Origin of the sequence: Pseudomonas sp., from assembly GCF_049301935.1 — a bacterium.
In the GTDB taxonomy this organism is placed as follows: Bacteria; Pseudomonadota; Gammaproteobacteria; order Pseudomonadales; family Pseudomonadaceae; genus Aquipseudomonas.
The window spans coordinates 1-23766 of sequence record NZ_JBAQLP010000032.1 but is presented as its reverse complement, the minus strand read 5'-3'; the positions used below and the strand labels follow the sequence as shown (position 1 = coordinate 23766).

Here is a 23766-nt window from a genome sequence, read left to right as displayed (position 1 = left end):
TTGGCGACGCTGTGCGGGATGCCGAACAAAACGTCTGCATATCCTGCACAACGCCAGGAATGACGCGGAGTTGGCTCAGCTGACTGTAACCCTAGGATGGGTTGAGCAACGCGCTAACCATGCTGGTAAATGATGGGTAGCGCTGCGCTCAACCCATCCTACGCCGTGGCTGCCAGATAACGCTGCAAGGCCGCCAGCGAGTCGGGGCAATAGGGCAGGTGCTGGGTTTCCGCCAGCGCCTGTTCGATGGAAATAAACCGCGCCTCCAGCACTTCCTCCGGCTGCAAACGCAGCGGCGCATCGGACACCGCCGAATAGGCCATGCACCATAGGCGGCTTTCCGGGGCGTCGTAGAGAAAGTGCGCATGCTCGACCAGGGTTGCATCGACTATGCCCAGCTCTTCCGCCAGCTCGCGCGCGGCGGATTCGGCATAGCTTTCGCCTTCGAGCACCATGCCGCCGGCCGCCACATCCCAGTAACCGGGATACAGCGCCTTGCTCAGGGTGCGCCGGTGTACGCAGAGCAGGCCGGCGCTGTTGAACAGCAGGATATAGGTGCCGCGCCCGAGCAGATGCCGTGCGCGCAGCTCGCTGCGCAACACACCGCCGAGCAGGTTATCCTGCTCATCGACCCAGGCGATGCGCTCGGCATCGGAGGCGGCGCGGTGCGCCACCTCGGCTTCGGACCAGGCCACTATGTCAGCCCTGCGACAGCAGTTGGCGCAGGTCGATCAGCCCGGCATTGGCCCGCGAGATGTAATTGGCCATTACCAGCGAGTGGTTGGCCAGTAGGCCATAACCGCTGCCGTTGAGGATCATCGGGCTCCACAGGGTTTCCTGCGCGGCCTCCAGCTCACGGATGATCTGCCGTACGCTGACGGTGGCATTCTTCTTCGCCAGCACATCGGCAAAATCCACCTCGATGGCGCGCAGCAGGTGCGCCAGCGCCCAGGCCTGACCACGGGCCTCGTAGAACACGTTGTCGATCTGCAGCCAGGGTGTTTCGTAGTTCACGCCTTCGATAAAGTCGGCCTGGGCCACGCTATCGGCCAGCGCCGGGTCGACCACGGCAGTATTCAAACGCACCTGGCCGACACTGGCCGACAGGCGCTGCGACAGCGAACCCAGACGCGTGGCGGCATCGCCCAGCCAGTTGTTGAGGTTGTCGGCGCGGGTATAGAACTGGGCATTGCCCTTGCTCGGATCGCCTAAGCGCTGAAGGTAACCATCCAGCGCTTTGATGCCCTCGGCGTATTCAGCTTCGGAGGCCGGCAGCGCCCAGCTTTTATGGTCGAAGTGGAAACGCGGCTCGGCCTTGGCCAGATCGGCGTCTTCGGTGGACTGCGACTGCGAACGAGTGAAGTCCTTGCGCAGCGCGCGGGACATGTCGCGCACCTGCACCAGCACGCCAAACTCCCAGCTCGGCATATTATCCAGCCACAGGCCCGGCGGTGCGAGGTCGTTGGACAGGTAACCGCCCGGCTTGTCGAGCAAGGTGCCGGCGACCTGTTTGAGGGTCTCCACCGTGGTGTAGCCATTCACCAGCTTGCGCCCGCCGGCCTGAGCAGCGGCCTCGGCGCGTTGCTGCACGGAAAACTGCTCCGGCTCCTGGCTCCAATACCAGCCCACCACCAGCGCCACGACCAGGTAAAGCCCGAGCAGGCCAGCGGCCGTACGCGTGACCAGGTTTGCCGTCGATTTACTCGGTGAGGTGGTGGCGCCTGCCGCGTCAGCACGCGCTCCGGCCGTTCGATTCTTCCAATCCAGCATGGCAATGTCCTTTTGTTACCCAAGTAGCAAACTCGCCACCGGACTGCACAACCCGGTGGCTGTTGGTTCGACCACAACCCTCAAGCAGGGTTGCGCAACTGCCTTGCACTATAAGGGAAGCGCGGCCCCTGCGCAGTGGCGAGGGGCAAACTTAGCGCCGGTTAAACCTATGGTTTATCTGTGATGTCATAGACAGAAGGCAGGCGCCAATAGATCGACGGCACTCGCAAAAAACCAAACGAGTGTTAGCATTGCTAGCACTAAGCCATCACCCGTAGCCACGGCTGCGCCAACCGAAACCGGGCCATGATCGAGCAAGAAGACCCCAGCCGCGACCGTCTCAAGCAGCACTTCGCCCAGCGCGTGATCAATCAGGCGCGCCAGGTGCTGGAAGTCTGGCAGCGCCTGCAGCGCAGCGAGTGGAACGACGCCGGCATGGCCGAATTGCGCGAGGCAACGCAACTCTTGCAGCGCTATGCCGAGCGCTTCGATCAGGCCGAACACAGCCAACTGGCCCAGGAAATCAATAACTGCCTGCATCTGGTGGCCGACAACCGTGGCCGCCTCAATAGCGACTTGATCAGCCAGCTCAACGAGTTATTACAGCGCCTGTCGCGCACCGGCCTGCGCCACGGCGACCGCTTCGAGCAAACCGCGCTACCGTTGCGCAAGCCGGTGTACCTGGCCCTGCAACATCCGGAGCGCGCCGAACAGCTGGTGCAGCGCCTGGAGTTCTTCGGCATGAACGCCATCGCCCTGGACAGCGCCAATGCGTTTCGCAACGCCATGCGCGAGCGCCACCCAGCGGCGATTCTGATGGAAGTCGACTTCTCCGGCCCCGGTTGCGGTCTGCTGCTGGCGAAAAGTGTGCAGGAAGGCCTGGAACATCCGATTCCGCTGCTGTTCTTCAGCCCGGAAGACACCGACACCATGACCCGCCTGTCCGCCGTGCGTGCCGGTGGCCAGGAGTTCTTCACCGGCAGCCTGGACGCCTCGAACCTGTTCGAGCGTATCGAGGTGCTGACCAACGTCGCCCAGTACGAGCCCTACAAGGTGCTGATCATCGACGACTCACGGGCGCAGGCGACCCACACCGAGCGCGTGCTGAACAGCGCCGGCATCGTCACCCGCACCCTGACTGAGCCGATCCAGGCCATGAACCATCTGGCCGATTTTCAGCCGGACCTGATCATCCTCGACATGTACATGCCCGAGTGCAACGGCCCGGAACTGGCCCAGGTGATCCGCCACAACGACCGCTATGTCAGCGTGCCGATCATCTACCTGTCGGCCGAAGACGACCTCGACAAGCAGCTCGACGCCATGAGCGAGGGCGGCGACGACTTTCTTACCAAGCCGATCAAGCCACGCCACCTGATCGCCACCGTGCGTAACCGCGCGGCGCGGGCACGCAACCTCAAGGCACGCATGGTGCGCGACAGCCTGACCGGCCTGTATAACCACACCCACACCTTGCAACTGCTTGAAGATGCGCGCATTCGCGCCGAACGCGACAGCCAGCCGCTGAGCTTCGCGATGATCGATATCGATTTCTTCAAGAAGGTCAACGACACCTACGGCCACCCCATGGGTGACCGGGTGATCAAGAGCCTGGCACTGTTTCTCAAGCAGCGTCTGCGCAAGAGCGACCATATCGGCCGTTACGGCGGTGAGGAGTTCGCCGTGGTGATGCCCGATACCGACGCCGAGTCGGCGCGCCGGGTACTCGATGAAATCCGCCAGCGCTTCGCGGAAATCCAGTTCTCGGCGCAGCCCCATGACCTGTCCTGCACCTTCAGCTGCGGCATCGCCCAACTGGCGCCGCAACTGGACGGCAAACTGCTCTCGCAACAGGCCGACCTGGCGCTTTACGTGGCTAAGCACGGCGGGCGCAACCAGGTGGCGATCTATCAGGGCGACTGAACTCGCCCAGCTCCCCGCTGCCAAGCACCCGACAGAAAACCGTGACGCCGTCGGCGCCGTCATATTACGGTCACGAAAAAGCAATAAATTCTGAGGCTTAGCAGCCGCCCTGACGCATGCGTCGGCGGCCGGAACCGTTCGTTATCGGGTCGAGCCCTATGCGCCTTAAATCCCTTACCAACCTCAACACAATGCTGCTGGTCACCGTCTGCGTGGCCCTGGCCGTGACCCTTTGGTGGTCGCAACGCGCCCTGGAACGGCCTTACTTGCTGATGGCGCGCTACCTGAGTCTGTCCCAGCACTTTCAGGGCGAGGTCGCACAGAACATCAGCGCCTACCTGGACAGCGGCGACGCCCTGCGCCACAGCGCCGCCCTGCAATCGCTGGACAGCCTCGAACAGGCCATGACTGAGCTGCCTACCCAACTGGCCACCAACCTGCGCCCCAGCCTCGCCGCGCTGAAAGCCTTTAGCGCCAACCAGCTGCTGGCCGCCGGCAAGCTCTCCGCCGACCCGCAGGGCCTGCTGCTGCAAGCCGAGCGCGAGATGGACGCGGCGCTGGAGCAACTGGCGCAATACGCCGACAGCGGCGCAGCCAATGCCGCCGCCAATTACCGCGGCCCACTGTTTAGCGCGGCACGCCACCTCACCCGCCTGGCCCATGCCCGCGACAAGCTGGTGCGCAGCGGCCGCAGCGAGCTGGCCAGCGAAGTCGAACGCGAGCTGACAGCCCTGGACAAACAGGCGCAGGCGCTTAATGAGTTGCCGCTGCTTGGCGTGGCCGACGCCAGCCAATCATCCAGCGACGCCTTTGCCGACCTGCTGGGGCTGGATGCCAGCAGCGAGAGCAGCCAGACCGAAGACCGTGGCATCGCCCTCAAGCGCGACCTGGCCAACCTGATCAGCCGCTACCCGGCCGAACTGCAGCGCACCCGCAGCCTGATCGAACAACGCAGCGCCCTGGCCAGCAGCACGCGCATGCAGATCGACCAGGTGCAACAGGCTCTCGCCGCGCTGGAACCCTTGGTACGCGCCGAACACGGGCGCATCCAGGGTGAGGTGCAGCTGATCCTCGGCCTGATGATCGGCTTGATTCTGTTGATTGCACTGATCATCGACACCCTTCAGCGCCGCCTGACCCGCGTGCTCAGTCACCTGGCACCGGCACTGTCGACCTGGGCGCAAGGAGACTTTGCCGCTGATATTCATCTCGACTCGCGCACCCAGGAATTGCGCGATATCGAAGAGTCGCTCAACCGCCTGCGCGCCTATCTGGTCGACCTGGTCGGCACCATCCGCCAGCACGCCGAACAGGTGGTCGGTTCCAGCCGCACCCTGGCCGAGCTCAGCGGCGGCCTGCATGGCGGCGCCGAGCGCCAGGCCGGCGACACCGCGCAGATTCACGACGCCCTCGGTGAGCTGCAGGCCACCATCCAGCAGGTGGCCGGCGACGCCAGCCAGGCCGCCGATGCCAGCCGCGACGCCAACCGCGCCCTGGAACAGGGTCAGCAGGTGATCGGCCACAGCCTTACCGGCCTGCATTCGCTGGTCGGTGAGGTGCAGGGTAACGCCCAGGCCATCGAACGCCTGGCCGAGGAAACCGCGACCATCGGCAATGTGTTGACGGTGATTCGCGGCATCGCCGAGCAGACCAATCTGCTCGCCCTGAATGCCGCTATTGAAGCGGCGCGGGCAGGCGAGCTGGGCCGCGGCTTTGCCGTGGTGGCCGATGAAGTGCGTTCACTGTCGCAACGCACCAGCGGCGCCACCGCGCAGATTCAAGAGCTGATCGGCCGCCTGCAACAGGCCGCACTGCAATCGGTGCAGGCCATGCGTACTCAGGTCGAACACGCCGAGGCCACCGCCAGCCAGGCCGAAGCCGCCGATGGCGCGCTGGATGACATCGTCGCGGCGATCCGCACCATCGCCAGCATGGCCGAGCGCATTGCCGATGCCACGGCACAACAGAACAGCGCCGTCAGCGAGATTCGCGGGCACAGCGAGCGCATCCACACATTGGGCGGCGACAATCTGCAGCGCATCGGCGAGGGCCGCAATCAGGGCGAGCAGCTGCTGCAACTCGGCGGCCAGTTGCACACCGCCGTGCAGGCGTTCAGGGTTTAACAGAGGGTTAACGGCCGCTGAGCGCGGCAATCTGTCGCGCGCCTTTCAGCCTGCGGACAAGACCGCTTACAGCCTGGGCCGTGCCCTGAGCCGCTCGCCTCCGCTATGATGCGGCGACTCCTGCCTCACGAGCCTGCCATGCACCGTTTACTCAGCCTGCTTCTGCTCCTCGTCGTCGCCCTGCCGACCAGCGCCGGCCTGTTCGACAAGCCACCCGCCCCTACGCAATTGGGTGCACCATTGAACAACAGCACGGACTTCCTGCCGGTACGCGAGGCGTTCAAGCTGAGCCTGATCAGCAGCTCCAGCGAATCGGTGAAGCTGCGCTTTGTCGCCGCCGAGGGTTACTACCTCTATAAGCATCGATTCAGCTTTAGCAGCGAGCCGGCCGATATAAGCCTGGGCCAGGCCGTGCTGCCGGCTGGCCAGGCCAAGCACGATGAGTACTTCGGCGATGTCGAGGTGTATTACGAGGTGCTGGATGTCGAAGTGCCGCTCGACAACCCGGACAATCGCCCCTTCAATCTCAGCGTCAACTACCAGGGCTGCGCCGATAAAGGCCTGTGCTACCCGCCGGAAACCGAAGTGCTGGCGATTGGCGGCGGCGCCGCGGCCAGCAGCGTTGCATCTGATGCGGCAACGCCGTGGAGCTGGAGCGATCTGGCGCTGTTCTTCCTCGGCGGCCTGGCGCTGACCTTCACCCCATGCGTGCTGCCGATGCTGCCGATCCTCACCGGCGTGGTGTTGCGCGGCCAGCCGGGCGGCCTGCGCAGCCTGGTGCTGTCGCTGGCCTACGTGCTGCCAATGGCCCTGAGCTTTGCCATCCTCGGCGCGTTGATGGGGCTGTTCGGTGCCGAACTCAATCTGCAGGCGCGCCTGCAATCGCCCTGGGTGCTGGTGCCCTTTGCGATCTTCTTCGCCCTGTTCGGCGTGGCCAGCCTGGGCTTTCTCGAACTGCGTCTACCGGCGGCCATCGACGGCCGTCTGCAGCGCCTGAGCCAACGCCTGCATGGCGGCACCGTCTACAGCGCCGCCGCCCTCGGCGTGCTGTCCAGCGTACTGGTGTCGCCCTGCGTTTCCGCGCCACTGGCCGGTGCGCTGCTGTATATCAGCGCCAGCGGCGACGCGGTTGGCGGCGGCCTCAAGCTGCTGGCCCTGGGCCTGGGCATGGGCGCGCCGCTGGTGCTGTTCGCCGTCGGTGGCGGCGCCTTGCTGCCGAAATCCGGGCCGTGGATGCTGATGGTGCGCAACCTGTTCGGCGCGCTGCTGCTGGCGGTGGCGATCTGGCTGCTGGAACGCGTGGTACCTGGCCCAGTCAGCCTGGCACTCTGGGGCCTGCTGGCGGCAGGCGTGGCGCTGTGGCTCGGCGCGCTGGAACTGACGCCGAAAACCCATCACCAGAAGCTCGCGCAACTGCTTGGCCTGCCGCTGCTGGTGTACGCTCTGGTGGCCTGGGTCGGCGCGCTGCAGGGCCAGGATGACCCACTGCGCCCGCTCGGCCGTATGCTCAGCAGCACAGCAGCAACGCAGCAGGTGCACGCTGGCCAATGGCAAACCATCAGCACCCCCGCCGAGCTGGATGCCGCCCTGCTCACCGCGCAAAACAACGGCAAGCCGTTGCTGCTCGACTGGTACGCCGACTGGTGCATCAGCTGCAAGGTGATCGAGCGTGAAGTGCTCAACGCCCCAGCAGTTGGCCGCCAGTTGGGCGACTATCAGTTGGTGCGCTTCGACATCACCGAGAGCAACCCGGCGCAGCGTGCCCTGCTCGACCGCTACCAGCTGTTCGGCCCGCCGGCGATTCTGCTGTTCGACGCCAAGGGTGACGAATGGCGCGATCTGCGTGTCGTAGGTGAGGTGGACGCGGCGACCTTTGCCGCCCGCCTGAGCACGGCGCGGGAACGTTTTTAACGCCCCTAGTCATATATCTGCCGCAATCTGCGGTCATCGTGTCGACTATTGCTGAGAACTGGACAGACTTGCGCTGTCGCGGCATAGTCCTGCGCAGTAGAAAACAAGGAAGCACCGCCATGGCGACCCTACTGGTATTGCACGGCCCCAACCTCAATCTGCTCGGCACCCGCGAGCCAGGGGTTTACGGCGCCGTCACCCTGGAGCAGATCAACCTCGACCTGGAGCGCCGCGCACGCGAGGCAGGCCACCACCTGCTGTACCTGCAGAGCAATGCCGAGTACGAGCTAATTGAGCGTATTCACGCCGCCCAGGGCGAAGGTGTCGACTTTATCCTGATCAATCCTGCCGCTTTTACTCACACCAGCGTCGCATTACGTGACGCATTGCTGGCAGTGAGCATCCCATTCATCGAAGTGCATTTGTCCAACGTGCACAAACGCGAAGCTTTCCGCCATCACTCCTACTTTTCCGATGTCGCGGTAGGCGTGATCTGCGGCCTTGGCGCCAGCGGTTATCGACTGGCCCTGGAGGCTGCACTCGAACAACTTGAACAACTTGAACTTAAGCGCCCCTGACCTCACCGGGAGTTGAACCACTATGGATATTCGTAAAGTCAAAAAACTGATCGAGCTGCTGGAAGAATCCGGCATCGACGAGCTGGAGATTCGCGAAGGCGAAGAGTCCGTGCGCATCAGCCGCCACAGCAAGCAGCCGGCCTTTATGCAACAGCCGATGTACGCCCAGGCGCCTGCGCCTGCTGCTGCTCCGGTTGCTGCGGCACCGGTCGCCGCTGAAGCCGCAGCCCCTGCTGCCGCCAAGCTGAATGGCACCGTGGTGCGTTCGCCGATGGTCGGCACCTTCTATCGCGCGTCCGGCCCGACCTCGGGCAACTTCGTTGAAGTCGGCCAGAGCGTGAAGAAAGGCGACATCCTCTGCATCGTTGAAGCAATGAAGATGATGAACCACATCGAGGCCGAAACCAGCGGCGTGATCGAATCCATCCTGGGCGAGAACGGTCAGCCGGTGGAATACGACCAGCCTCTGTTCACCATCGTTTGATCCACGGAGAGCCAGCGATGTTGGAAAAAGTTCTGATCGCCAACCGCGGCGAGATCGCCCTGCGCATCTTGCGCGCCTGTAAAGAGCTGGGCATCAAGACCGTCGCGGTGCACTCCACCGCCGACCGTGAATTGATGCACCTGGGCCTGGCCGACGAGTCCGTATGCATCGGCCCCGCCACCGGCGCGCTGTCCTATTTGAATATTCCGGCGATCATCAGCGCCGCTGAAGTCACCGGCGCCACCGCCATCCACCCCGGCTACGGCTTTTTGGCGGAAAACGCCGATTTTGCCGAACAGGTGGAAAACTCCGGCTTTGCCTTTGTCGGCCCGAAAGCCGAGACCATTCGCCTGATGGGCGACAAAGTCTCGGCCAAGCACGCCATGATCAAGGCCGGCGTGCCTGTGGTGCCTGGCTCCGACGGCCCGCTGCCGGAAGACGAAGAAACTGCCCTGCAGATTGCTCGCGACGTCGGCTACCCGGTGATCATCAAGGCCGCTGGCGGCGGCGGTGGTCGCGGCATGCGCGTGGTGTACCAGGAAGAAGACCTGATCAAATCGGCCAAGCTGACCCGCAGCGAAGCCGGTTCGGTGTTCGGCAACCCCATGGTCTACCTGGAGAAGTTCCTCGGCAACCCACGTCACGTGGAAGTCCAGGTACTCTCCGACGGCCAGGGCAATGCCATCCACCTGGGTGACCGCGACTGCTCGCTGCAGCGCCGCCACCAGAAGGTCCTGGAAGAAGCGCCGGCTCCGGGCATCGATGAAAAAGCCCGCGCCGAAGTGCTGCAACGCTGCGTCGACGCCTGTATCGAGATCGGTTATCGCGGCGCTGGCACCTTCGAGTTCCTCTACGAAGATGGGCATTTCTACTTTATCGAGATGAACACCCGCGTCCAGGTGGAGCATCCGGTTTCAGAAATGGTCACCGGCATCGACATCGTCAAGGAGATGCTCAGCATCGCCGCTGGCAACAAGCTGTCGTTCAAGCAGAGTGACGTGGTGATTCGTGGTCATGCGCTGGAATGCCGGATCAACGCCGAAGACCCGGACAACTTCATGCCCTGCCCCGGCAAGGTCAAGCACTTCCACGCCCCGGGCGGCAACGGCGTACGGGTCGATTCACACCTGTACAGCGGCTACAGCGTACCGCCGCACTACGACTCGCTGATCGGCAAGCTGATCACCTACGGCGCCACCCGTGACGAGGCCCTGGCCCGTATGCGTAACGCCCTGGACGAGATCGTCGTCGACGGCATCAAGACCAACGTGCCGCTGCACCGCATGCTGGTTCGCGATAAAGGCTTCTGCAAGGGCGGCGTGAATATCCATTACCTGGAAAAGAAACTGGGTATGGATAAGCACTAAGCTTCGGCATAGCGCACAGACAAGGGCTGCCATCTGGCGGCCCTTGTCGTTTCTGCCGACCGCAGGGTGGAAACCGCGAAGCGTTTTCCACGGTTTGACCATCCATCACCTTCCGGTGGATGTAGAAAGCGACATCCGCCCTACACTGGCAGCACGCACTCCCGTTCAAGTAAGCTGCGCGCCAATTCGTCCCGCCGCATCGTTTACGAGGTTTGCCATGCCCTGGTTACAAGTCCGTCTCGCCATCACCCCGGAGCAGGCGCAAACCTACGAAGATGCGTTGCTGGAAGTCGGCGCCGTGTCGGTGACCTTTATGGACGCCGAAGACCAGCCGATCTTCGAGCCGGACCTGGGCACCACGCCACTCTGGTCGCACACCCACCTGCTTGCCCTGTTTGAAGCCGATACCGACGCCAGCGCAGTATTCGCCCACCTGCACCTGCTGACCGGCACTGAGCTGCCAGAGCATCACGCCGAGGTGATCGCCGATCAGGACTGGGAGCGCAGTTGGATGGACGGTTTTGAGCCGATGCGCTTCGGTCAGCGCCTGTGGATTGTACCGAGCTGGCACGCCGCGCCGGAGCCGGACGCGGTCAACCTGCTACTCGACCCGGGCCTGGCCTTCGGCACCGGCACCCACCCGACCACCGCGCTGTGCCTGGAGTGGCTGGACGGCCAGAACCTGCAGGACTGCAGCGTGATCGACTTCGGTTGTGGCTCGGGCATTCTGGCGATTGCCGCCCTGCTGCTCGGCGCACCGCAAGCAGTCGGTACCGACATCGATATCCAGGCCATCGAAGCCTCGCGCGATAACGCTGGGCGCAACGGCATCGACGAAGCACGCTTCCCGCTCTACCTGCCAGACGACATGCCGCAACAGCCGGCCGACGTGGTGGTCGCCAATATCCTTGCCGGCCCGCTGGTGGCGCTGGCACCGCAGATCACTAGCCTGGTCAAATCGGGCGGGCGCCTGGCGCTGTCGGGCATCCTCGCCGAACAGGCCGCAGAGGTGCGCGCCGCCTACGACGACGCCTTTACCCTCGACCCGACCGCCGACAAAGACGGCTGGGTGCGCATCAGTGGCGTACGCCGCTAACCGCCCCAGCGCGCAGCTGCTGCATTAGCAAGCACTTGCGTTAGACTAGCCGCCTCGTTTAGCCGGATCGCCGCATGACCCAGAGCTTCGTCACCCAGTGCCCCCATTGCCGCACCAGCTTTCGCGTGAACCTCACGCAGCTGGGTGCCGCCCATGGTGCCGTGCGCTGCGGAGCCTGCCTGCATGTGTTCAATGCCGCGCAACAGCTGCGTGAGCAGGGCCAGCAACTGCCGCCACCCGCAGTGCCAGCTACTGCGCCAACGCCGGCGCCACAACCCAGCAAACCACCCGCACCGCGCCCGGCCATGCCCAGCGCCGCTCCCGCACTACCGGCCGCGCCCGCCAGCAGTAAAGCCAGCGATACGCTATGGATTCATGACGACTTGGACCTCGACGGCCTCGACCTGGATGAAGAGCTGGCCAAGCTCGAAGCCCAGGAGCAGCAGCTGTCCAAGCAGTTCCTGGCGATTGATAACGCGCCGAAATACAACGAAGGCTTTCTGGCGCCCGAGCCGATCGAGCACGACCCGCACGATGAACGCTGGGCCGAAGCCCTGCTGCAGGATGAGCTGAGCAAGCCCGCCGCCAGCCTGAGCGCCAAACCTCAGCCGCTGACGCCCCCTGCACGGCCTATTCCGCCCGCGCCTATAACACCAGCACCGATCAGCGAGCCCGATGACGAGCCAGCACTCGACCTCAGCGCCCTTGACCGCCGCCACCCTGAGCCAGAAACCGAGCACATTGAACTGCATGCCGAGCGCGAGCCCTTTAGCGCGCTGACAGACCGCCCGCGTGATGACGAGCCCGTCGTAGCGGCGCCGCCAAAGGCCGCGCGCAGCGAGCCCGAACTGCGTGACGAGCACCTGTTCGAGCTGGATGACGAACCCCTGCAACTGGACTGGCAACAACCGAAGAAACCCTGGGGCCGCTGGCTCGGCTGGGGCCTGCTGAATCTGCTCGGCGCAGCCGCCCTGGCCGGGCAGTACCTGATGTATCACTTCAATGAACTGGCGCGCCAGGACCAGTACCGCCCCTGGTTCGAGCAGCTGTGCCCGGCCGTCGGTTGCCAGCTGCCGTCCAAGGTCGATATCGCCCAGGTCAAGAGCAGCAACCTGGTGGTGCGCAGCCACCCGGAATTCAGCGGCGCGCTGGTGGTCGACGCCATCCTCTACAACCGCGCACCGTTCTCCCAGCCCTTCCCGCTGCTGGAAATGCGCTTTGCCGACATCAACGGCCAACTGCTCGCCAGCCGCCGCTTCAAACCCAGCGAATACCTCGCTGGCGAGCTGGCCGGCAACGCGGAAATGCCGCCGCAGACGCCGATTCACATCTCCCTGGACATCCTCGACCCTGGCACCCAGGCAGTGAACTACAGCCTGAGCTTCCACTCGCCGGAATAGTCTGCATGCCGCGGATTGCTTGAGAATCTGCGCCAACCAAACCCTTCGCGATAAGCCCAGAGCTGTTCAGAATTTGTTCAAAACAGCCTTTCTCCGGTCATCCAGAGCGGGTATCATGCCCACCCTTTTTCGCACTCTCCTATTTGTTCAGCAGCAGGTCTCTTGAGCAGGGAAGCCCTATGTCGGCGCTACGCATCGGCCCCTATACATTGCCCAATTCGCTGATTCTCGCCCCCATGGCGGGGGTCACTGACCAGCCATTTCGCCAGCTGTGCAAGCGTATGGGAGCGGGTCTGGTGGTGTCGGAAATGGTCACCAGCGATGTACGCCTGTGGAACACCCGCAAGTCGAGCCTGCGCATGATCCACAGCGGTGATCCCGAGCCGCGCTCGGTACAGATCGCCGGTGGTGATCCCGAGATGCTCGCCGAAGCGGCGCGGCGCAACGTGGAAATGGGCGCACAGATCATCGACATCAACATGGGTTGCCCGGCCAAGAAGGTCTGCAACAAGGCTGCCGGTTCCGCCCTGCTGAAAGACGAAACGCTGGTCCGCGAGATTCTTCAGGCCGTGGTCACCGCCGTGGATGTGCCGGTGACCCTGAAGATCCGCACCGGCTGGGACCGGGAGAACAAGAACGGCATCAACGTGGCGAAAATTGCCGAAGACGCCGGCATTGTCGCGCTGGCCGTGCATGGCCGCACCCGCGCCGACCTGTATATGGGCGAGGCCGAATACGACACCATCGCCGCGATCAAACAGGCTGTGTCGATTCCGGTGCTGGCCAATGGCGATATCGATTCGCCGCAGAAGGCCAAGCTGGTACTCGCCGCCACTGGCGCCGACGGCCTGCTGATCGGTCGCGCGGCTCAGGGCCGGCCGTGGATATTCCGTGAGATCGAGCATTACCTGCGTACCGGTGAACAGCTCCCGGCACCAGCGCTGTGTGAGGTGGAACGCATTCTGCTTGAACATCTGGCTGCACTGCACGCCTTCTACGGCGATGTAATGGGCGTACGCATTGCCCGCAAGCATGTCAGTTGGTATCTCGCAACCTTGCCGGGCGCCAGGGAGTTCCGCGCCCACTTCAATCGTCTGGACAGTACGGACGCGCAGTGCACCAACGTTCGCGAGTTTTTCAGCGAACGTCATAACAATGGAGAAGGGGTGGCCGCATGACGATGTTGACTGAGACCTTAGAGAGTGGAATGGCTCCCGTGAGTGACAACAGCAGTTTGAAGCAGCATCTCAATACGCCCAGCGAAGAGGGGCAAACCCTGCGCGGCAGCGTTGAGAAGGCCCTGCACAATTATTTCGCCCACCTTGAGGGCGCCGACGTCAGTGACGTGTACAACCTGGTGCTCACCGAAGTGGAAGCGCCCCTGCTGGAAACCGTAATGAACTACGTCAAGGGCAACCAGACCAAGGCCTCCGAGCTGCTCGGCCTGAATCGCGGCACCCTGCGCAAGAAGCTCAAGCAATACGACCTGCTGTAACCCCGAACTCCCGAAAAGGGCGGCCCACATAAGCCGCCTTTTTTACTGATAGCTCTTTGATTGCCAAAACTTCCGCCTGATGGACTCTGCAATGACCGACCAGACCACCCGCCTCCCCGTTCGCCGCGCCTTGATCAGTGTTTCCGACAAGACCGGCATCCTCGAGTTTGCCCGCGAGCTCGTCGCCCTGAATGTGGAAATTCTCTCCACCGGCGGCACCTACAAGCTGCTCAAGGACAACGGCGTCAAAGCCGTGGAAGTGGCCGACTACACCGGCTTCCCGGAAATGATGGACGGCCGGGTCAAGACCCTGCACCCGAAGATCCACGGCGGCATCCTCGGCCGTCGCGCCCTTGACGGCGCGGTGATGGAGCAGCACGGCATCAAGCCGATCGACCTGGTTGCGGTCAACCTCTACCCCTTCGCGGCCACCGTGGCCAAGCCGGGCTGCGACCTGGCTGACGCCATCGAGAACATCGATATCGGCGGCCCGACCATGGTCCGCAGCGCGGCGAAGAACCACAAAGACGTGGCCATCGTGGTCAACGCCAGCGACTACACCGGCATCGTCGAGTCGCTGAAAGCCGGCGGCCTGAGCTACGCCCAGCGCTTCGACCTGGCCCTCAAGGCCTTCGAGCACACCGCCGCCTACGACGGCATGATCGCCAACTACCTGGGCACCATCGACCAGAGCCGCGACACCCTCTCCACCGAAGAGCGCGGCGCGTTCCCGCGTACCTTCAACAGCCAGTTCATCAAGGCCCAGGAAATGCGCTACGGCGAGAACCCGCACCAGAGCGCGGCGTTCTACGTGGAAGCCGGCTCCTTGAATGGCGGAGGCGAAGCCAGCGTGGCTACGGCCATCCAGCTGCAAGGCAAGGAACTGTCGTTCAACAACGTGGCCGACACCGACGCCGCCCTGGAATGCGTGAAGAGCTTCGTCAAACCCGCCTGCGTGATCGTCAAACACGCCAACCCGTGCGGCGTGGCCGTGGCCCTGGACAGCGAAGGCGGCATCCGCCAGGCCTATGAACTGGCCTACGCCACCGACAGCGAATCCGCATTTGGCGGCATCATCGCCTTCAACCGTGAGCTGGACGGTGCCACCGCCCAGGCCATCGTCGAGCGTCAGTTCGTCGAAGTGATCATCGCGCCGAAAATCAGCTTGGAGGCCCGCGCCATCGTCGCTGCCAAAGCCAACGTACGCCTGCTGGAATGCGGCGAATGGCCGGCCGAGCGCAGCGCCGGCTGGGACTTCAAGCGGGTCAACGGTGGCCTGCTGGTCCAGAGCCGCGACATCGGCATGATCAAGGCAGAAGACCTGAAGATCGTCACGAAGCGCGCGCCGAGCGAGCAGGAGGTGCACGACCTGATCTTCGCCTGGAAAGTGGCCAAGTTCGTTAAGTCCAACGCTATCGTCTACGCCAAGGGCCGCCAGACCATCGGCGTCGGCGCCGGTCAGATGTCGCGGGTCAACTCCGCGCGCATCGCCGCGATCAAGGCAGAGCACGCCGGCCTGCAGGTCGCCGGTTCGGTGATGGCCAGCGACGCCTTCTTCCCGTTCCGCGACGGCCTGGACAACGCGGCGGCCAATGGCATCACCGCGGTGATCCAGCCAGGCGGCTCAATGCGCGATGCGGAAGTGATTGCCGCCGCCGATGAAGCAGGAATAGCGATGGTCTTCACCGGTATGCGCCATTTCCGTCATTGATTGACGGAGCGGTGGATGGCTGCGGCCATCCACCCTACGCCACACCGATTTCGTAGGGTGGATAACGCTTCGCTTATCCACCGAACGGGCCCCGCGCCCGCCTCCATTGGGAGAGCAACATGAACGTATTGATTATCGGCAGCGGCGGTCGTGAACACGCCCTGGCCTGGAAAGTGGCGCAGGACAAACGCGTCGCCAAAGTCTTCGTCGCTCCCGGCAATGCCGGCACCGCCGTTGAGCCCAAATGCGAGAACGTCGCCATCGATGTGCTGGCTATCGAGCAGCTGGCTGATTTTGCCGAGCAGAACGTGCAGCTGACCATAGTCGGGCCGGAAGCGCCGCTGGTGAAAGGCGTGGTTGATCTGTTCCGCTCGCGCAAACTGGATATCTTCGGTCCCACCGCCGCCGCCGCGCAGCTGGAAGGTTCCAAGGCCTTTACCAAGGACTTCCTCGCGCGTCACGCGATCCCCACCGCCGACTACCAGAACTTCACCGAAGTCGAGCCGGCCCTGGCCTACCTGCAAAAAGTCGGCGCGCCGATCGTGATCAAGGCTGACGGCCTGGCCGCCGGCAAGGGCGTGATAGTCGCCATGACCCTGGCTGAAGCTGAAGACGCGGTGCGCGATATGCTCGCCGGCAATGCCTTTGGCGACGCCGGTTCGCGGGTGGTCATCGAGGAATTCCTCGACGGCGAAGAAGCATCCTTTATCGTTATGGTCGACGGCGAAAACGTGCTGCCGATGGCCACCAGCCAGGATCACAAACGCGTCGGCGACGCCGATACCGGCCCGAACACCGGCGGCATGGGCGCCTACTCGCCGGCCCCGGTGGTTACCGCTGAGGTGCACCAGCGGGTAATGGACGAAGTCATTTACCCGACCGTGCGCGGCATGGCCAGCGAAGGCAACGTCTACACCGGCTTCCTCTACGCCGGCTTGATGATCGACAAGGCCGGCAAGCCGAAAGTCATCGAATTCAACTGCCGCTTCGGCGACCCGGAAACCCAGCCGATCATGTGCCGCCTGGAATCGTCCCTGGTGCTGCTGGTCGAAGCTGCATTGGCCAAGGCGCTGGATAAGGTCGAAGCCACCTGGGACCCGCGCCCAACTGTGGGTGTAGTGATCGCCGCCGGCGGTTACCCGGCCGACTACGCCAAGGGCGATGTCATCGAAGGCCTGGACGCGGCTGCGCAGCTGGAAGGCAAGGTGTTCCACGCCGGCACGGCGTTAAAAGACGGCCAGATCGTCACCGCTGGTGGCCGCGTACTCTGCGCCACCGCCATCGGCCGTACGGTTGAGCAAGCCCAGCAGCAGGCCTATCGCCTGGCCGAGAAGATCCGCTGGAACGGCAGCTTCTACCGCAACGATATCGGTTACCGCGCCATTGCCCGCGAACGCGGGCAACAATGAAGGTCGACAAAGGTGGTCAATTGGCCACCTTTGTCATATTTCCCTCACGAACAGCTTGGCTATAATCCGACCACTTATTATTAAAGGGACTTCACTGTGCGCCGGCTGAGGATTGCCACCTACCTGCTACTCAGCACGCTGCTGATGGCGCTCACCCTAGTGCCCGCTCAGGCAGAGCCGCAGGCTTTCTGGTCCAGCCTCAGCGACCCGAGCGCCGCACTGCAACTCAATGATCTGCGCAGCCCCGAGCGCCAGGCGCAGTTCCGCGCCACCGATCTGACCCAGCTCTACACCCCCGGCGGCAAGACTGCGCTGTGGCTGCATCACCGCCTTCCGGCCAATACCGACGCGCAGATGCTGCGGGTGTTCGCCCCCTACCTGGCCTACCTCGACCTGTATGTGCTGCAAGGCGACACGCTGATCGAACAGGCGCACACCGGCAGCAACCTGCCATTTTCCAGCCGGCCGCTGGCCAGCCGCGACTTCCTTCTGCCACTGCCCAAGGCCGCACAGCCGCTGGATATCTACCTGCGCCTGGCCTCGGAACATGCGCTGCGCCCGAGCATCACCCTGCAAAGTGCGCAGGCCATGGCCGCCGATGACAACCGCCCGCTGCTGTTCGGTCTGCTGCTCGGCTGCCTCGGCATGCTGGTGGCTTATAACCTGGTGCGCTTTGCCTACACCCGCGCGGTCAGCGGCCTGTGGCTGGCCGCCACCCAAGTCTGCCAACTGCTGGCGGTGATCAGCCTGCTCGGCATCAGCACGCCCTGGCTCAGCGACTGGCAAAGCCTGCAGCCACAGATCGCCAACCTGTCGATGCTGCTGGCCGCGCTCTGTGCCCTGTGTTTTACCGCCAGCTTCTTCCACAAGGTCTGCCCGAGCACAGCGCTGAACCGCCTGCTGGCCGCTGAAACGGTGGTGATCGGCCTGGTCTGCGTGGCCCTGCTGGTGGCCACCAACCTGCAGTTCAACCAACTGGTCTACCTGCTCAACGCCGTCGCCGGCCTGAGTATCCTGTTGGTGGCGCTGACCCACTGGCGGCATGGTTATCGGCCGGCGCGGCTGTTCAGCCTGGCGGTGCTGCTGTTCTGTGTGGCCTTTATCGGCGCCCTACCGGTCCTCTTCGGCTACTGGGCGGTGCAGAGCGAGTGGTTGGCCTACGGCCTGCTCGCAGTTACCGCAGTTAGCGGTTTTATCCTCAGCATGGCGCTGAGCGAACGCCAGCGGCGCATCCTGCAGGACCACTTCAGCACCAGCCGCGCCCTGGCCGCCAGCTCTGCCGAGTTGAAGGCCAAGGCGGAGTTTCTCGCCAAGATCAGCCACGAAATCCGCACGCCGATGAATGGCGTGCTGGGCATGACCGAACTGCTGCTCGGCACCCCGCTGTCGGCCAAACAGCGCGACTACGTACAGACCATCCACAGCTCGGGTAACGAGCTGCTGACTCTGATCAACGAAATCCTCGATATCTCCAAGCTGGAATCCGGACAGATCGAGCTGGATGACGTGCAGTTCGACCTCAACGCGCTGATCGAGGATTGCCTGGATATCTTCCGCGCCAAGGCCGAGCAGCAGAAGGTCGAGTTGATCAGCTTTATGCAGCCGCAAGTGCCACGGGTGATCAGCGGCGACCCCACACGCCTGCGCCAGACCCTGCTGAGCTTACTGGACAACGCCTTCAAGCAGACCGACGAAGGCGAAGTCCTGTTAGTCGTGGCCCTCGACACCACGGCCGAGCAACCGCGTCTGCGCATTGCCGTGCAGGACAGCGGCAAGCCGCTGGGCGCCAACGAACGCGACGCGCTGCTGAATGCCGAACTGCACAGCAAGGACTTCCTCGCCGCGACCAAACTCGGCGGCCGCCTCGGCCTGATCATCGCCCGCCAGCTGGTGCGCCTGATGGAAGGCGAGTTCGGCATCCAGAGCGGCGGCAGCCAGGGCTCGACCCTGTGGCTGACCCTGCCACTGGACGCTACGCGCCTGGAGCAGCCCACCGCCGACCTCGACGCTTCGCTGCAAGGCGCGCGCCTGCTGGTGGTGGACGACAATGACACCTGCCGCAAGGTCCTGGTGCAGCAATGCAGCGCCTGGGGCATGCAGGTCAGCGCCGTGCCGTCGGGCAAGGAAGCCATGGCCCTGCTGCGCACCAAGGCGCACCTGCGTGAATACTTCGATGCCGTGCTGCTCGATCAGGACATGCCCGGCATGAGCGGCATGCAACTGGCCGCACGGATCAAGGAGGACGCCAACCTCAACCACGACATCCTGGTGATCATGCTCACCGGCATCAGCAATGCGCCGAGCAAGATCATCGCACGCAACGCCGGGATCAAACGTATCCTGGCCAAGCCGGTGGCCGGCTACACCCTGAAAACCACCCTGGCCGATGAACTGGCGCAGCGCGGCAAGGGCGAGTCACCGATGTTCAGCCCCACACCAGTCAGTGCGCCGCTGAACGTGCCCAATGATTTCCGCATTCTGGTGGCCGAAGACAACACCATCTCCACCAAGGTGATCCGCGGCATGCTCGGCAAACTCAACCTGCAACCCGACACCGCCAGCAACGGCGAAGAGGCCCTCAGCGCGATGAAGGCCCAGCAGTACGACCTGGTGCTGATGGACTGCGAAATGCCGGTGCTCGACGGCTTCTCCGCCACCGAGCAGCTGCGTGCCTGGGAAGCGGCCGAACAGCGCTCGCGCACCCCGGTGGTGGCACTCACCGCGCATATCCTCAATGAGCATAAAGAGCGCGCGCGCCAGGTCGGCATGGACGGGCATATGTCCAAGCCGGTGGAAATGTCGCAACTGCGCGAGTTGATCGAACACTGGGTGGCCGAGCGGGAAATCCGCCGCCAACGCGACGCCCTGCCGTCCTGAGGATACGGCCGGGATTGCCCGGCAGCCTCTACACTCTTACCCTGCCACCCTTCTTTATCGAGACGAGTCCATTCCATGGCGTCCGCGCTGTTCAGCCTGTATTTGAAACTGCTGGTGCTCTATAGCCCGTTCTTCGTGCTGTCGTGTTTTATCGGCCTGAGCCGCGGCTACACGGTCAAGGAACGCAAGCGCCTGGCCTGGAAAGTCGCCCTCGGCGTGCTGATTGCCAGCGTGCTGCTGTACCTGTTCGGCAAGCACATCTTCACCCTGTTCGGCATCACCATCGACGCCTTCCGCATCGGCGCGGGCAGTGTGCTGTTTATCTCGGCCCTCGGCATGGCCCAGGGCAAATCGGCGGTGCAGAGCGATAACGTGCAGCAGGACGTGACCATCGTGCCGCTGACCATCCCGCTCACCGTCGGCCCCGGCACCATCGGGGCGCTGCTGCTGATGGGCGCCAGCCAGCCGGACTGGGGCGACAAGGCCGTGGCGGTGCTGGGCATCGCCCTGGCCAGCCTCACGGTGGGCGTGGTGCTGTATATGTCCAACCAGTTCGAGCGCCTGCTCGGCGATCAGGGCCTGCAGATTGTCAGCCGTCTGATGGGCCTGTTTGTCTGCGCCCTGGCCGCGCAGATCATCTTTACCGGGGTGAAGAACTACCTCGCCCTCTGACACCGCACAGGTGCACTTCGGGCTGCACCATAAGCTGGCAAGCAGCCCCACTGCGGTGCACCACGCTCCCTGCACCTCGCGTCACAACGCCGACAAATACCGCTAACCATTTGAAATAAAACAATTTAGCCAACCTGGCACCGAGCTTGCTCTGGCCATTCCATTACTTGGATACAAGATGGAATTCAGAGCATGTCCAACGCCCCTCTCGCCTTCACCCTCGCCGACTGGCAACAGACCTACCGCGACGGCCAAGCCCCCGCCGAGCTGCTGCATAGCCTGCGTCTCGAACTGAGCACAGAGGACAATGCCTGGATCGCCCTGGCCAGCGAAGTCCAGCTCAACGCCCAACTCGATGCGTTGCCAGCGCTACTCGAGGCTGCCAACGGCGAGCTAAGCACGCTGCCGCTATACGGCGTGCCCTTCGCCATCAAGGACAATATCGACGCCGCCGGTTGGCCCACCACTGCCGCCTGCCCCGAGTTCGCCTACACCGCAACGGCCGACGCTACTGTGGTGGCCAAACTGCGTGCGGCGGGCGCGATCCTGCTCGGCAAGACCAACCTCGACCAGTTCGCCACTGGCCTGGTCGGCACCCGCTCGCCTTATGGTGCGGTGAGCAACAGCTTCAACCCTGCTTACGTCAGCGGCGGTTCCAGCTCCGGTTCGGCCAGCGTGGTGGCGCGCGGCCTGGTGCCCTTCGCCCTGGGCACCGACACCGCCGGTTCCGGGCGCGTGCCGGCGGGGTTCAACAATATTGTCGGGCTCAAGCCGAGCAAAGGCTGGCTGTCCAACAACGGCCTGGTGCCGGCCTGCAAGACACTGGATTGCATCTCGGTCTTTGCCCTGACCGTCAGCGATGCCCTGAGCGTGGCGCAGATTGCCGGCGGTTATGACGCAGCCGATCCCTACAGCCGCAAGAACCCCAATAGCGCCAAGGTCGGCATGCCGGCCAAACCGCGTTTGGCGGTGCCGAGCAACCCCGAGTTCTTTGGTGACACGCAGAACCAGGCCGTATTCGAGCAGGCCCTGGGCACACTGCGCGAACTGGGCACCGAGCTGGTGGAAATCGACTTTGCGCCCTTCCAGCAATTGGCTGAGCAACTCTATTACGGCAGTTGGGTCGCCGAGCGCACGGTGGCGGTGGCAGGCGTCAATCCCGACCATATCAACCCGGTGGTGCGCGGCATTGTCGCCAACGGCCACAAATACAGCGCCTGCGACGCCTACCAGGCCGAATATATCCGCGCCGAACTGAGCCGGACGATCAACGACATCCTGACCGGCTTCGATGCCCTGGTGGTGCCGACCTCGCCGACCCTTCGCAGCCTGGCCGAGATGGACGCCGAGCCGGTGCTGTTCAACAGCCAGTTCGGCACCTACACCAACTTCACCAACCTCGCCGACCTGTCGGCCCTGGCGGTACCCGCCGGTTTTCGCGCCGACGGCCTGCCGGCCGGTATCACCCTGATCGCCCCGGCCTGGCACGACCAGGCCCTCGCCGCGTTCGGCGAGCGCTGGCAGCAGGCCCGCAAGCTGCCGCTGGGCGCAACCGGCAAAGCGCTGCCCGCACAAACGCCGAGTGACAAACCGGCCCCCGGCAGCGTGCGTGTCGCCGTGGTCGGCGCACACCTGAGCGGCATGCCGCTGAACTTTCAGCTCACCAGCCGCGATGCGGTGCTGGTGGAGCAAACCAGCAGCGCCACCACCTATCGCCTGTATGCCCTGCCCGGCACCGTGCCGCCGAAACCGGGGCTGGCGCGGGTGGCCGAGGACGGTGCAGCAATCATCGTCGAGCTGTGGGATATCCCCCAGGCGCGCTTTGGCGAATTTGTCGCGGAAATCCCCGCACCGCTGGGTATCGGCAACCTGCAGCTGGCCGACGGGCGCTGGGTCAAGGGCTTTATCTGCGAGCCCTACGCCCTGAACGGCGCCCGCGATATCACCAGCTTCGGCGGCTGGCGCGCGTTTATCGCCAGCCAGCAGCAGGGCTGAATTCATGCAGCTGAGCGGCACACCCGGCACCGGCAAGGAGCGCCCGGAAAATCTCGCCGAGCGCATCTACCAGCAGCTCAAGGACGACATCTTCGAGTTCCGCCTGCTGCCCGGTGATCGCTTTTCCGAAGGCGAGATCGCCGCGCGCGTGGCCGCCAGCCGCACCCCGGTGCGCCAGGCGCTGTACCGCCTGCAACGCGAGGGCTACCTGCAGGTGTATTTCCGCAGCGGCTGGCAGGTCAAACCGTTCGACTTCGCCCATTTCGAGGAGCTGTACGAGGTGCGCATCGTCCTCGAACTGGAGGCCGTGCGGCGCTTATGCGAACGCCCCAAAGACGAGCACAGCGACGCACTGGCGCAACTTGAGCGCACCTGGCTGGTGCAACCCGAGCAGCGTTTACAGGACGGCCGCGCAGTGTCGCGCCTGGATGAGCGGTTTCACTGCCAGCTGGTGGAAGCCGCCGGCAACCGCGAGATGGCCCGCCTGCATGCCGAGGTGAGCGAGAAAATCCGCATTATCCGGCGCCTGGACTTCACCCAGAGCCCGCGCGTGGCGGCCACTTATGAGGAACACGGCGAAATTCTCGCGGCGATTTTGTTGCGGCGATGCGAAGAGGCACAGCTATTGCTCAAGACCCATATAGAGATCAGCAAGGCGCAAGTGCACAGCATCACCCTGCACATGCTGCACAGCGCGCGTCAGCGCAGCACGCAGGCGGCAGCGGTGAAGCCTTAGCAGTCGGCCCTGTTTTAACTGCCAGACAAACAACTAAAAACCAGCAGCTCAAACACTTAAGTTCGTGAATGGAGATCGCACCATGCAACGTCGCAACCTGATCAAGGCCTTTACCCTCACCGCGTCCATCGCCGCCATGGGCATGAGCTGGACCGTGCAGGCCGCCGAGACCATCAAGGTCGGCATCCTGCACTCGCTGTCCGGCACCATGGCCATTTC

The 23766-nt window shown here is 63.8% G+C and carries 18 protein-coding genes and 1 pseudogene; 17 read left to right on the top strand and 2 right to left on the bottom strand.

Going from position 1 to position 23766, the window contains the following annotated elements:
• Window positions 1-158: 158 nt before the first annotated feature.
• Together WA145_RS04205 and WA145_RS04200 are read right to left on the bottom strand one after the other, a co-directional pair.
• Window positions 159-698 (bottom strand): NUDIX hydrolase, encoded by a 540-nt coding sequence (locus WA145_RS04205; protein WP_422580387.1) that lies wholly within the window; start codon window positions 696-698, stop codon window positions 159-161.
• A gap of 1 nt (window position 699) precedes the next feature.
• Window positions 700-1770 carry a DUF2333 family protein gene (locus WA145_RS04200; protein ID WP_422580358.1) on the bottom strand — a complete coding sequence of 357 codons (1071 nt, stop codon included), beginning with the start codon at window positions 1768-1770 and terminating at the stop codon, window positions 700-702.
• Window positions 1771-2076: 306 nt separating this feature from the next.
• Here WA145_RS04200 and WA145_RS04195 point away from each other — a divergent pair, with 306 nt between their 5' ends.
• The 17 genes and pseudogenes from WA145_RS04195 to WA145_RS04115 form a co-directional block, all read left to right on the top strand.
• Complete coding sequence (locus tag WA145_RS04195; protein ID WP_422580357.1) at window positions 2077-3693, top strand: diguanylate cyclase; 1617 nt, start codon at window positions 2077-2079, stop codon at window positions 3691-3693.
• A gap of 116 nt (window positions 3694-3809) precedes the next feature.
• Window positions 3810-5816 carry a methyl-accepting chemotaxis protein gene (locus WA145_RS04190; RefSeq protein ID WP_422580356.1) on the top strand — a complete coding sequence of 669 codons (2007 nt, stop codon included), beginning with the start codon at window positions 3810-3812 and terminating at the stop codon, window positions 5814-5816.
• A gap of 138 nt (window positions 5817-5954) precedes the next feature.
• Entirely contained in the window at window positions 5955-7727 is a 1773-nt protein-coding gene (locus WA145_RS04185; protein ID WP_422580355.1) for a protein-disulfide reductase DsbD, read from the top strand.
• A gap of 119 nt (window positions 7728-7846) precedes the next feature.
• Window positions 7847-8305 (top strand): type II 3-dehydroquinate dehydratase, encoded by a 459-nt coding sequence (gene aroQ / locus WA145_RS04180; protein ID WP_422580354.1) that lies wholly within the window; start codon window positions 7847-7849, stop codon window positions 8303-8305.
• Window positions 8306-8327: 22 nt separating this feature from the next.
• Complete coding sequence (gene accB, locus WA145_RS04175) at window positions 8328-8789, top strand: acetyl-CoA carboxylase biotin carboxyl carrier protein (RefSeq protein WP_304869465.1); 462 nt, start codon at window positions 8328-8330, stop codon at window positions 8787-8789.
• A gap of 17 nt (window positions 8790-8806) precedes the next feature.
• Window positions 8807-10156 carry an acetyl-CoA carboxylase biotin carboxylase subunit gene (accC, locus tag WA145_RS04170; RefSeq protein WP_422580353.1) on the top strand — a complete coding sequence of 450 codons (1350 nt, stop codon included), beginning with the start codon at window positions 8807-8809 and terminating at the stop codon, window positions 10154-10156.
• A gap of 217 nt (window positions 10157-10373) precedes the next feature.
• Window positions 10374-11252 carry a 50S ribosomal protein L11 methyltransferase gene (gene prmA / locus WA145_RS04165; protein ID WP_422580352.1) on the top strand — a complete coding sequence of 293 codons (879 nt, stop codon included), beginning with the start codon at window positions 10374-10376 and terminating at the stop codon, window positions 11250-11252.
• 74 nt (window positions 11253-11326) lie between these two features.
• Window positions 11327-12652: a DUF3426 domain-containing protein gene (locus WA145_RS04160; protein ID WP_422580351.1), complete on the top strand. Its 1326-nt coding sequence runs from the start codon at window positions 11327-11329 to the stop codon at window positions 12650-12652.
• A 179-nt stretch (window positions 12653-12831) separates the two neighbouring features.
• The gene (dusB, locus tag WA145_RS04155) at window positions 12832-13830 is read left to right on the top strand and encodes a tRNA dihydrouridine synthase DusB (RefSeq protein ID WP_422580350.1); all 999 of its coding nucleotides are present in this window, start codon (window positions 12832-12834) and stop codon (window positions 13828-13830) included.
• Entirely contained in the window at window positions 13827-14147 is a 321-nt protein-coding gene (gene fis / locus WA145_RS04150; protein ID WP_160013071.1) for a DNA-binding transcriptional regulator Fis, read from the top strand. The genes dusB and fis overlap by 4 nt, the downstream gene beginning before the upstream one ends.
• Window positions 14148-14238: 91 nt before the next feature.
• Entirely contained in the window at window positions 14239-15858 is a 1620-nt protein-coding gene (gene purH / locus WA145_RS04145) for a bifunctional phosphoribosylaminoimidazolecarboxamide formyltransferase/IMP cyclohydrolase (RefSeq protein WP_422580349.1), read from the top strand.
• A 119-nt stretch (window positions 15859-15977) separates the two neighbouring features.
• Complete coding sequence (purD, locus tag WA145_RS04140) at window positions 15978-17267, top strand: phosphoribosylamine--glycine ligase (protein WP_422580348.1); 1290 nt, start codon at window positions 15978-15980, stop codon at window positions 17265-17267.
• Window positions 17268-17363: 96 nt separating this feature from the next.
• Window positions 17364-20144: a response regulator gene (locus WA145_RS04135; RefSeq protein WP_422580347.1), complete on the top strand. Its 2781-nt coding sequence runs from the start codon at window positions 17364-17366 to the stop codon at window positions 20142-20144.
• A gap of 75 nt (window positions 20145-20219) precedes the next feature.
• Window positions 20220-20816 (top strand): MarC family protein, encoded by a 597-nt coding sequence (locus WA145_RS04130; RefSeq protein ID WP_090249576.1) that lies wholly within the window; start codon window positions 20220-20222, stop codon window positions 20814-20816.
• Between the two features lie 192 nt (window positions 20817-21008).
• On the top strand, window positions 21009-22811 hold the full coding sequence (gene atzF / locus WA145_RS04125; RefSeq protein ID WP_422580346.1) for an allophanate hydrolase: 1803 nt from the start codon (window positions 21009-21011) through the stop codon (window positions 22809-22811).
• 4 nt (window positions 22812-22815) lie between these two features.
• Window positions 22816-23547, top strand: a complete 732-nt coding sequence (locus WA145_RS04120; protein WP_422580345.1) for a GntR family transcriptional regulator — start codon at window positions 22816-22818, stop codon at window positions 23545-23547.
• A gap of 82 nt (window positions 23548-23629) precedes the next feature.
• A pseudogene (locus WA145_RS04115) lies at window positions 23630-23766 on the top strand (urea ABC transporter substrate-binding protein); the annotation flags it as partial.

Excerpts from the sequence above, each read along its gene's own strand:
- accC (WP_422580353.1), top strand. The coding sequence starts at position 8,807 with ATGTTGGAAAAAGTTCTGATCGCCAACCGCGGCGAGATCGCCCTGCGC.
- aroQ (WP_422580354.1), top strand. The coding sequence starts at position 7,847 with ATGGCGACCCTACTGGTATTGCACGGCCCCAACCTCAATCTGCTCGGC.
- WA145_RS04195 (WP_422580357.1), top strand. The coding sequence starts at position 2,077 with ATGATCGAGCAAGAAGACCCCAGCCGCGACCGTCTCAAGCAGCACTTC.
- WA145_RS04200 (WP_422580358.1), bottom strand. The coding sequence starts at position 1,770 with ATGCTGGATTGGAAGAATCGAACGGCCGGAGCGCGTGCTGACGCGGCA.
- WA145_RS04160 (WP_422580351.1), top strand. The coding sequence starts at position 11,327 with ATGACCCAGAGCTTCGTCACCCAGTGCCCCCATTGCCGCACCAGCTTT.
- purD (WP_422580348.1), top strand. The coding sequence starts at position 15,978 with ATGAACGTATTGATTATCGGCAGCGGCGGTCGTGAACACGCCCTGGCC.
- fis (WP_160013071.1), top strand. The coding sequence starts at position 13,827 with ATGACGATGTTGACTGAGACCTTAGAGAGTGGAATGGCTCCCGTGAGT.
- accB (WP_304869465.1), top strand. The coding sequence starts at position 8,328 with ATGGATATTCGTAAAGTCAAAAAACTGATCGAGCTGCTGGAAGAATCC.
- purH (WP_422580349.1), top strand. The coding sequence starts at position 14,239 with ATGACCGACCAGACCACCCGCCTCCCCGTTCGCCGCGCCTTGATCAGT.
- WA145_RS04185 (WP_422580355.1), top strand. The coding sequence starts at position 5,955 with ATGCACCGTTTACTCAGCCTGCTTCTGCTCCTCGTCGTCGCCCTGCCG.
- atzF (WP_422580346.1), top strand. The coding sequence starts at position 21,009 with ATGTCCAACGCCCCTCTCGCCTTCACCCTCGCCGACTGGCAACAGACC.
- WA145_RS04130 (WP_090249576.1), top strand. The coding sequence starts at position 20,220 with ATGGCGTCCGCGCTGTTCAGCCTGTATTTGAAACTGCTGGTGCTCTAT.
- dusB (WP_422580350.1), top strand. The coding sequence starts at position 12,832 with ATGTCGGCGCTACGCATCGGCCCCTATACATTGCCCAATTCGCTGATT.
- prmA (WP_422580352.1), top strand. The coding sequence starts at position 10,374 with ATGCCCTGGTTACAAGTCCGTCTCGCCATCACCCCGGAGCAGGCGCAA.
- WA145_RS04190 (WP_422580356.1), top strand. The coding sequence starts at position 3,810 with ATGCGTCGGCGGCCGGAACCGTTCGTTATCGGGTCGAGCCCTATGCGC.
- WA145_RS04120 (WP_422580345.1), top strand. The coding sequence starts at position 22,816 with ATGCAGCTGAGCGGCACACCCGGCACCGGCAAGGAGCGCCCGGAAAAT.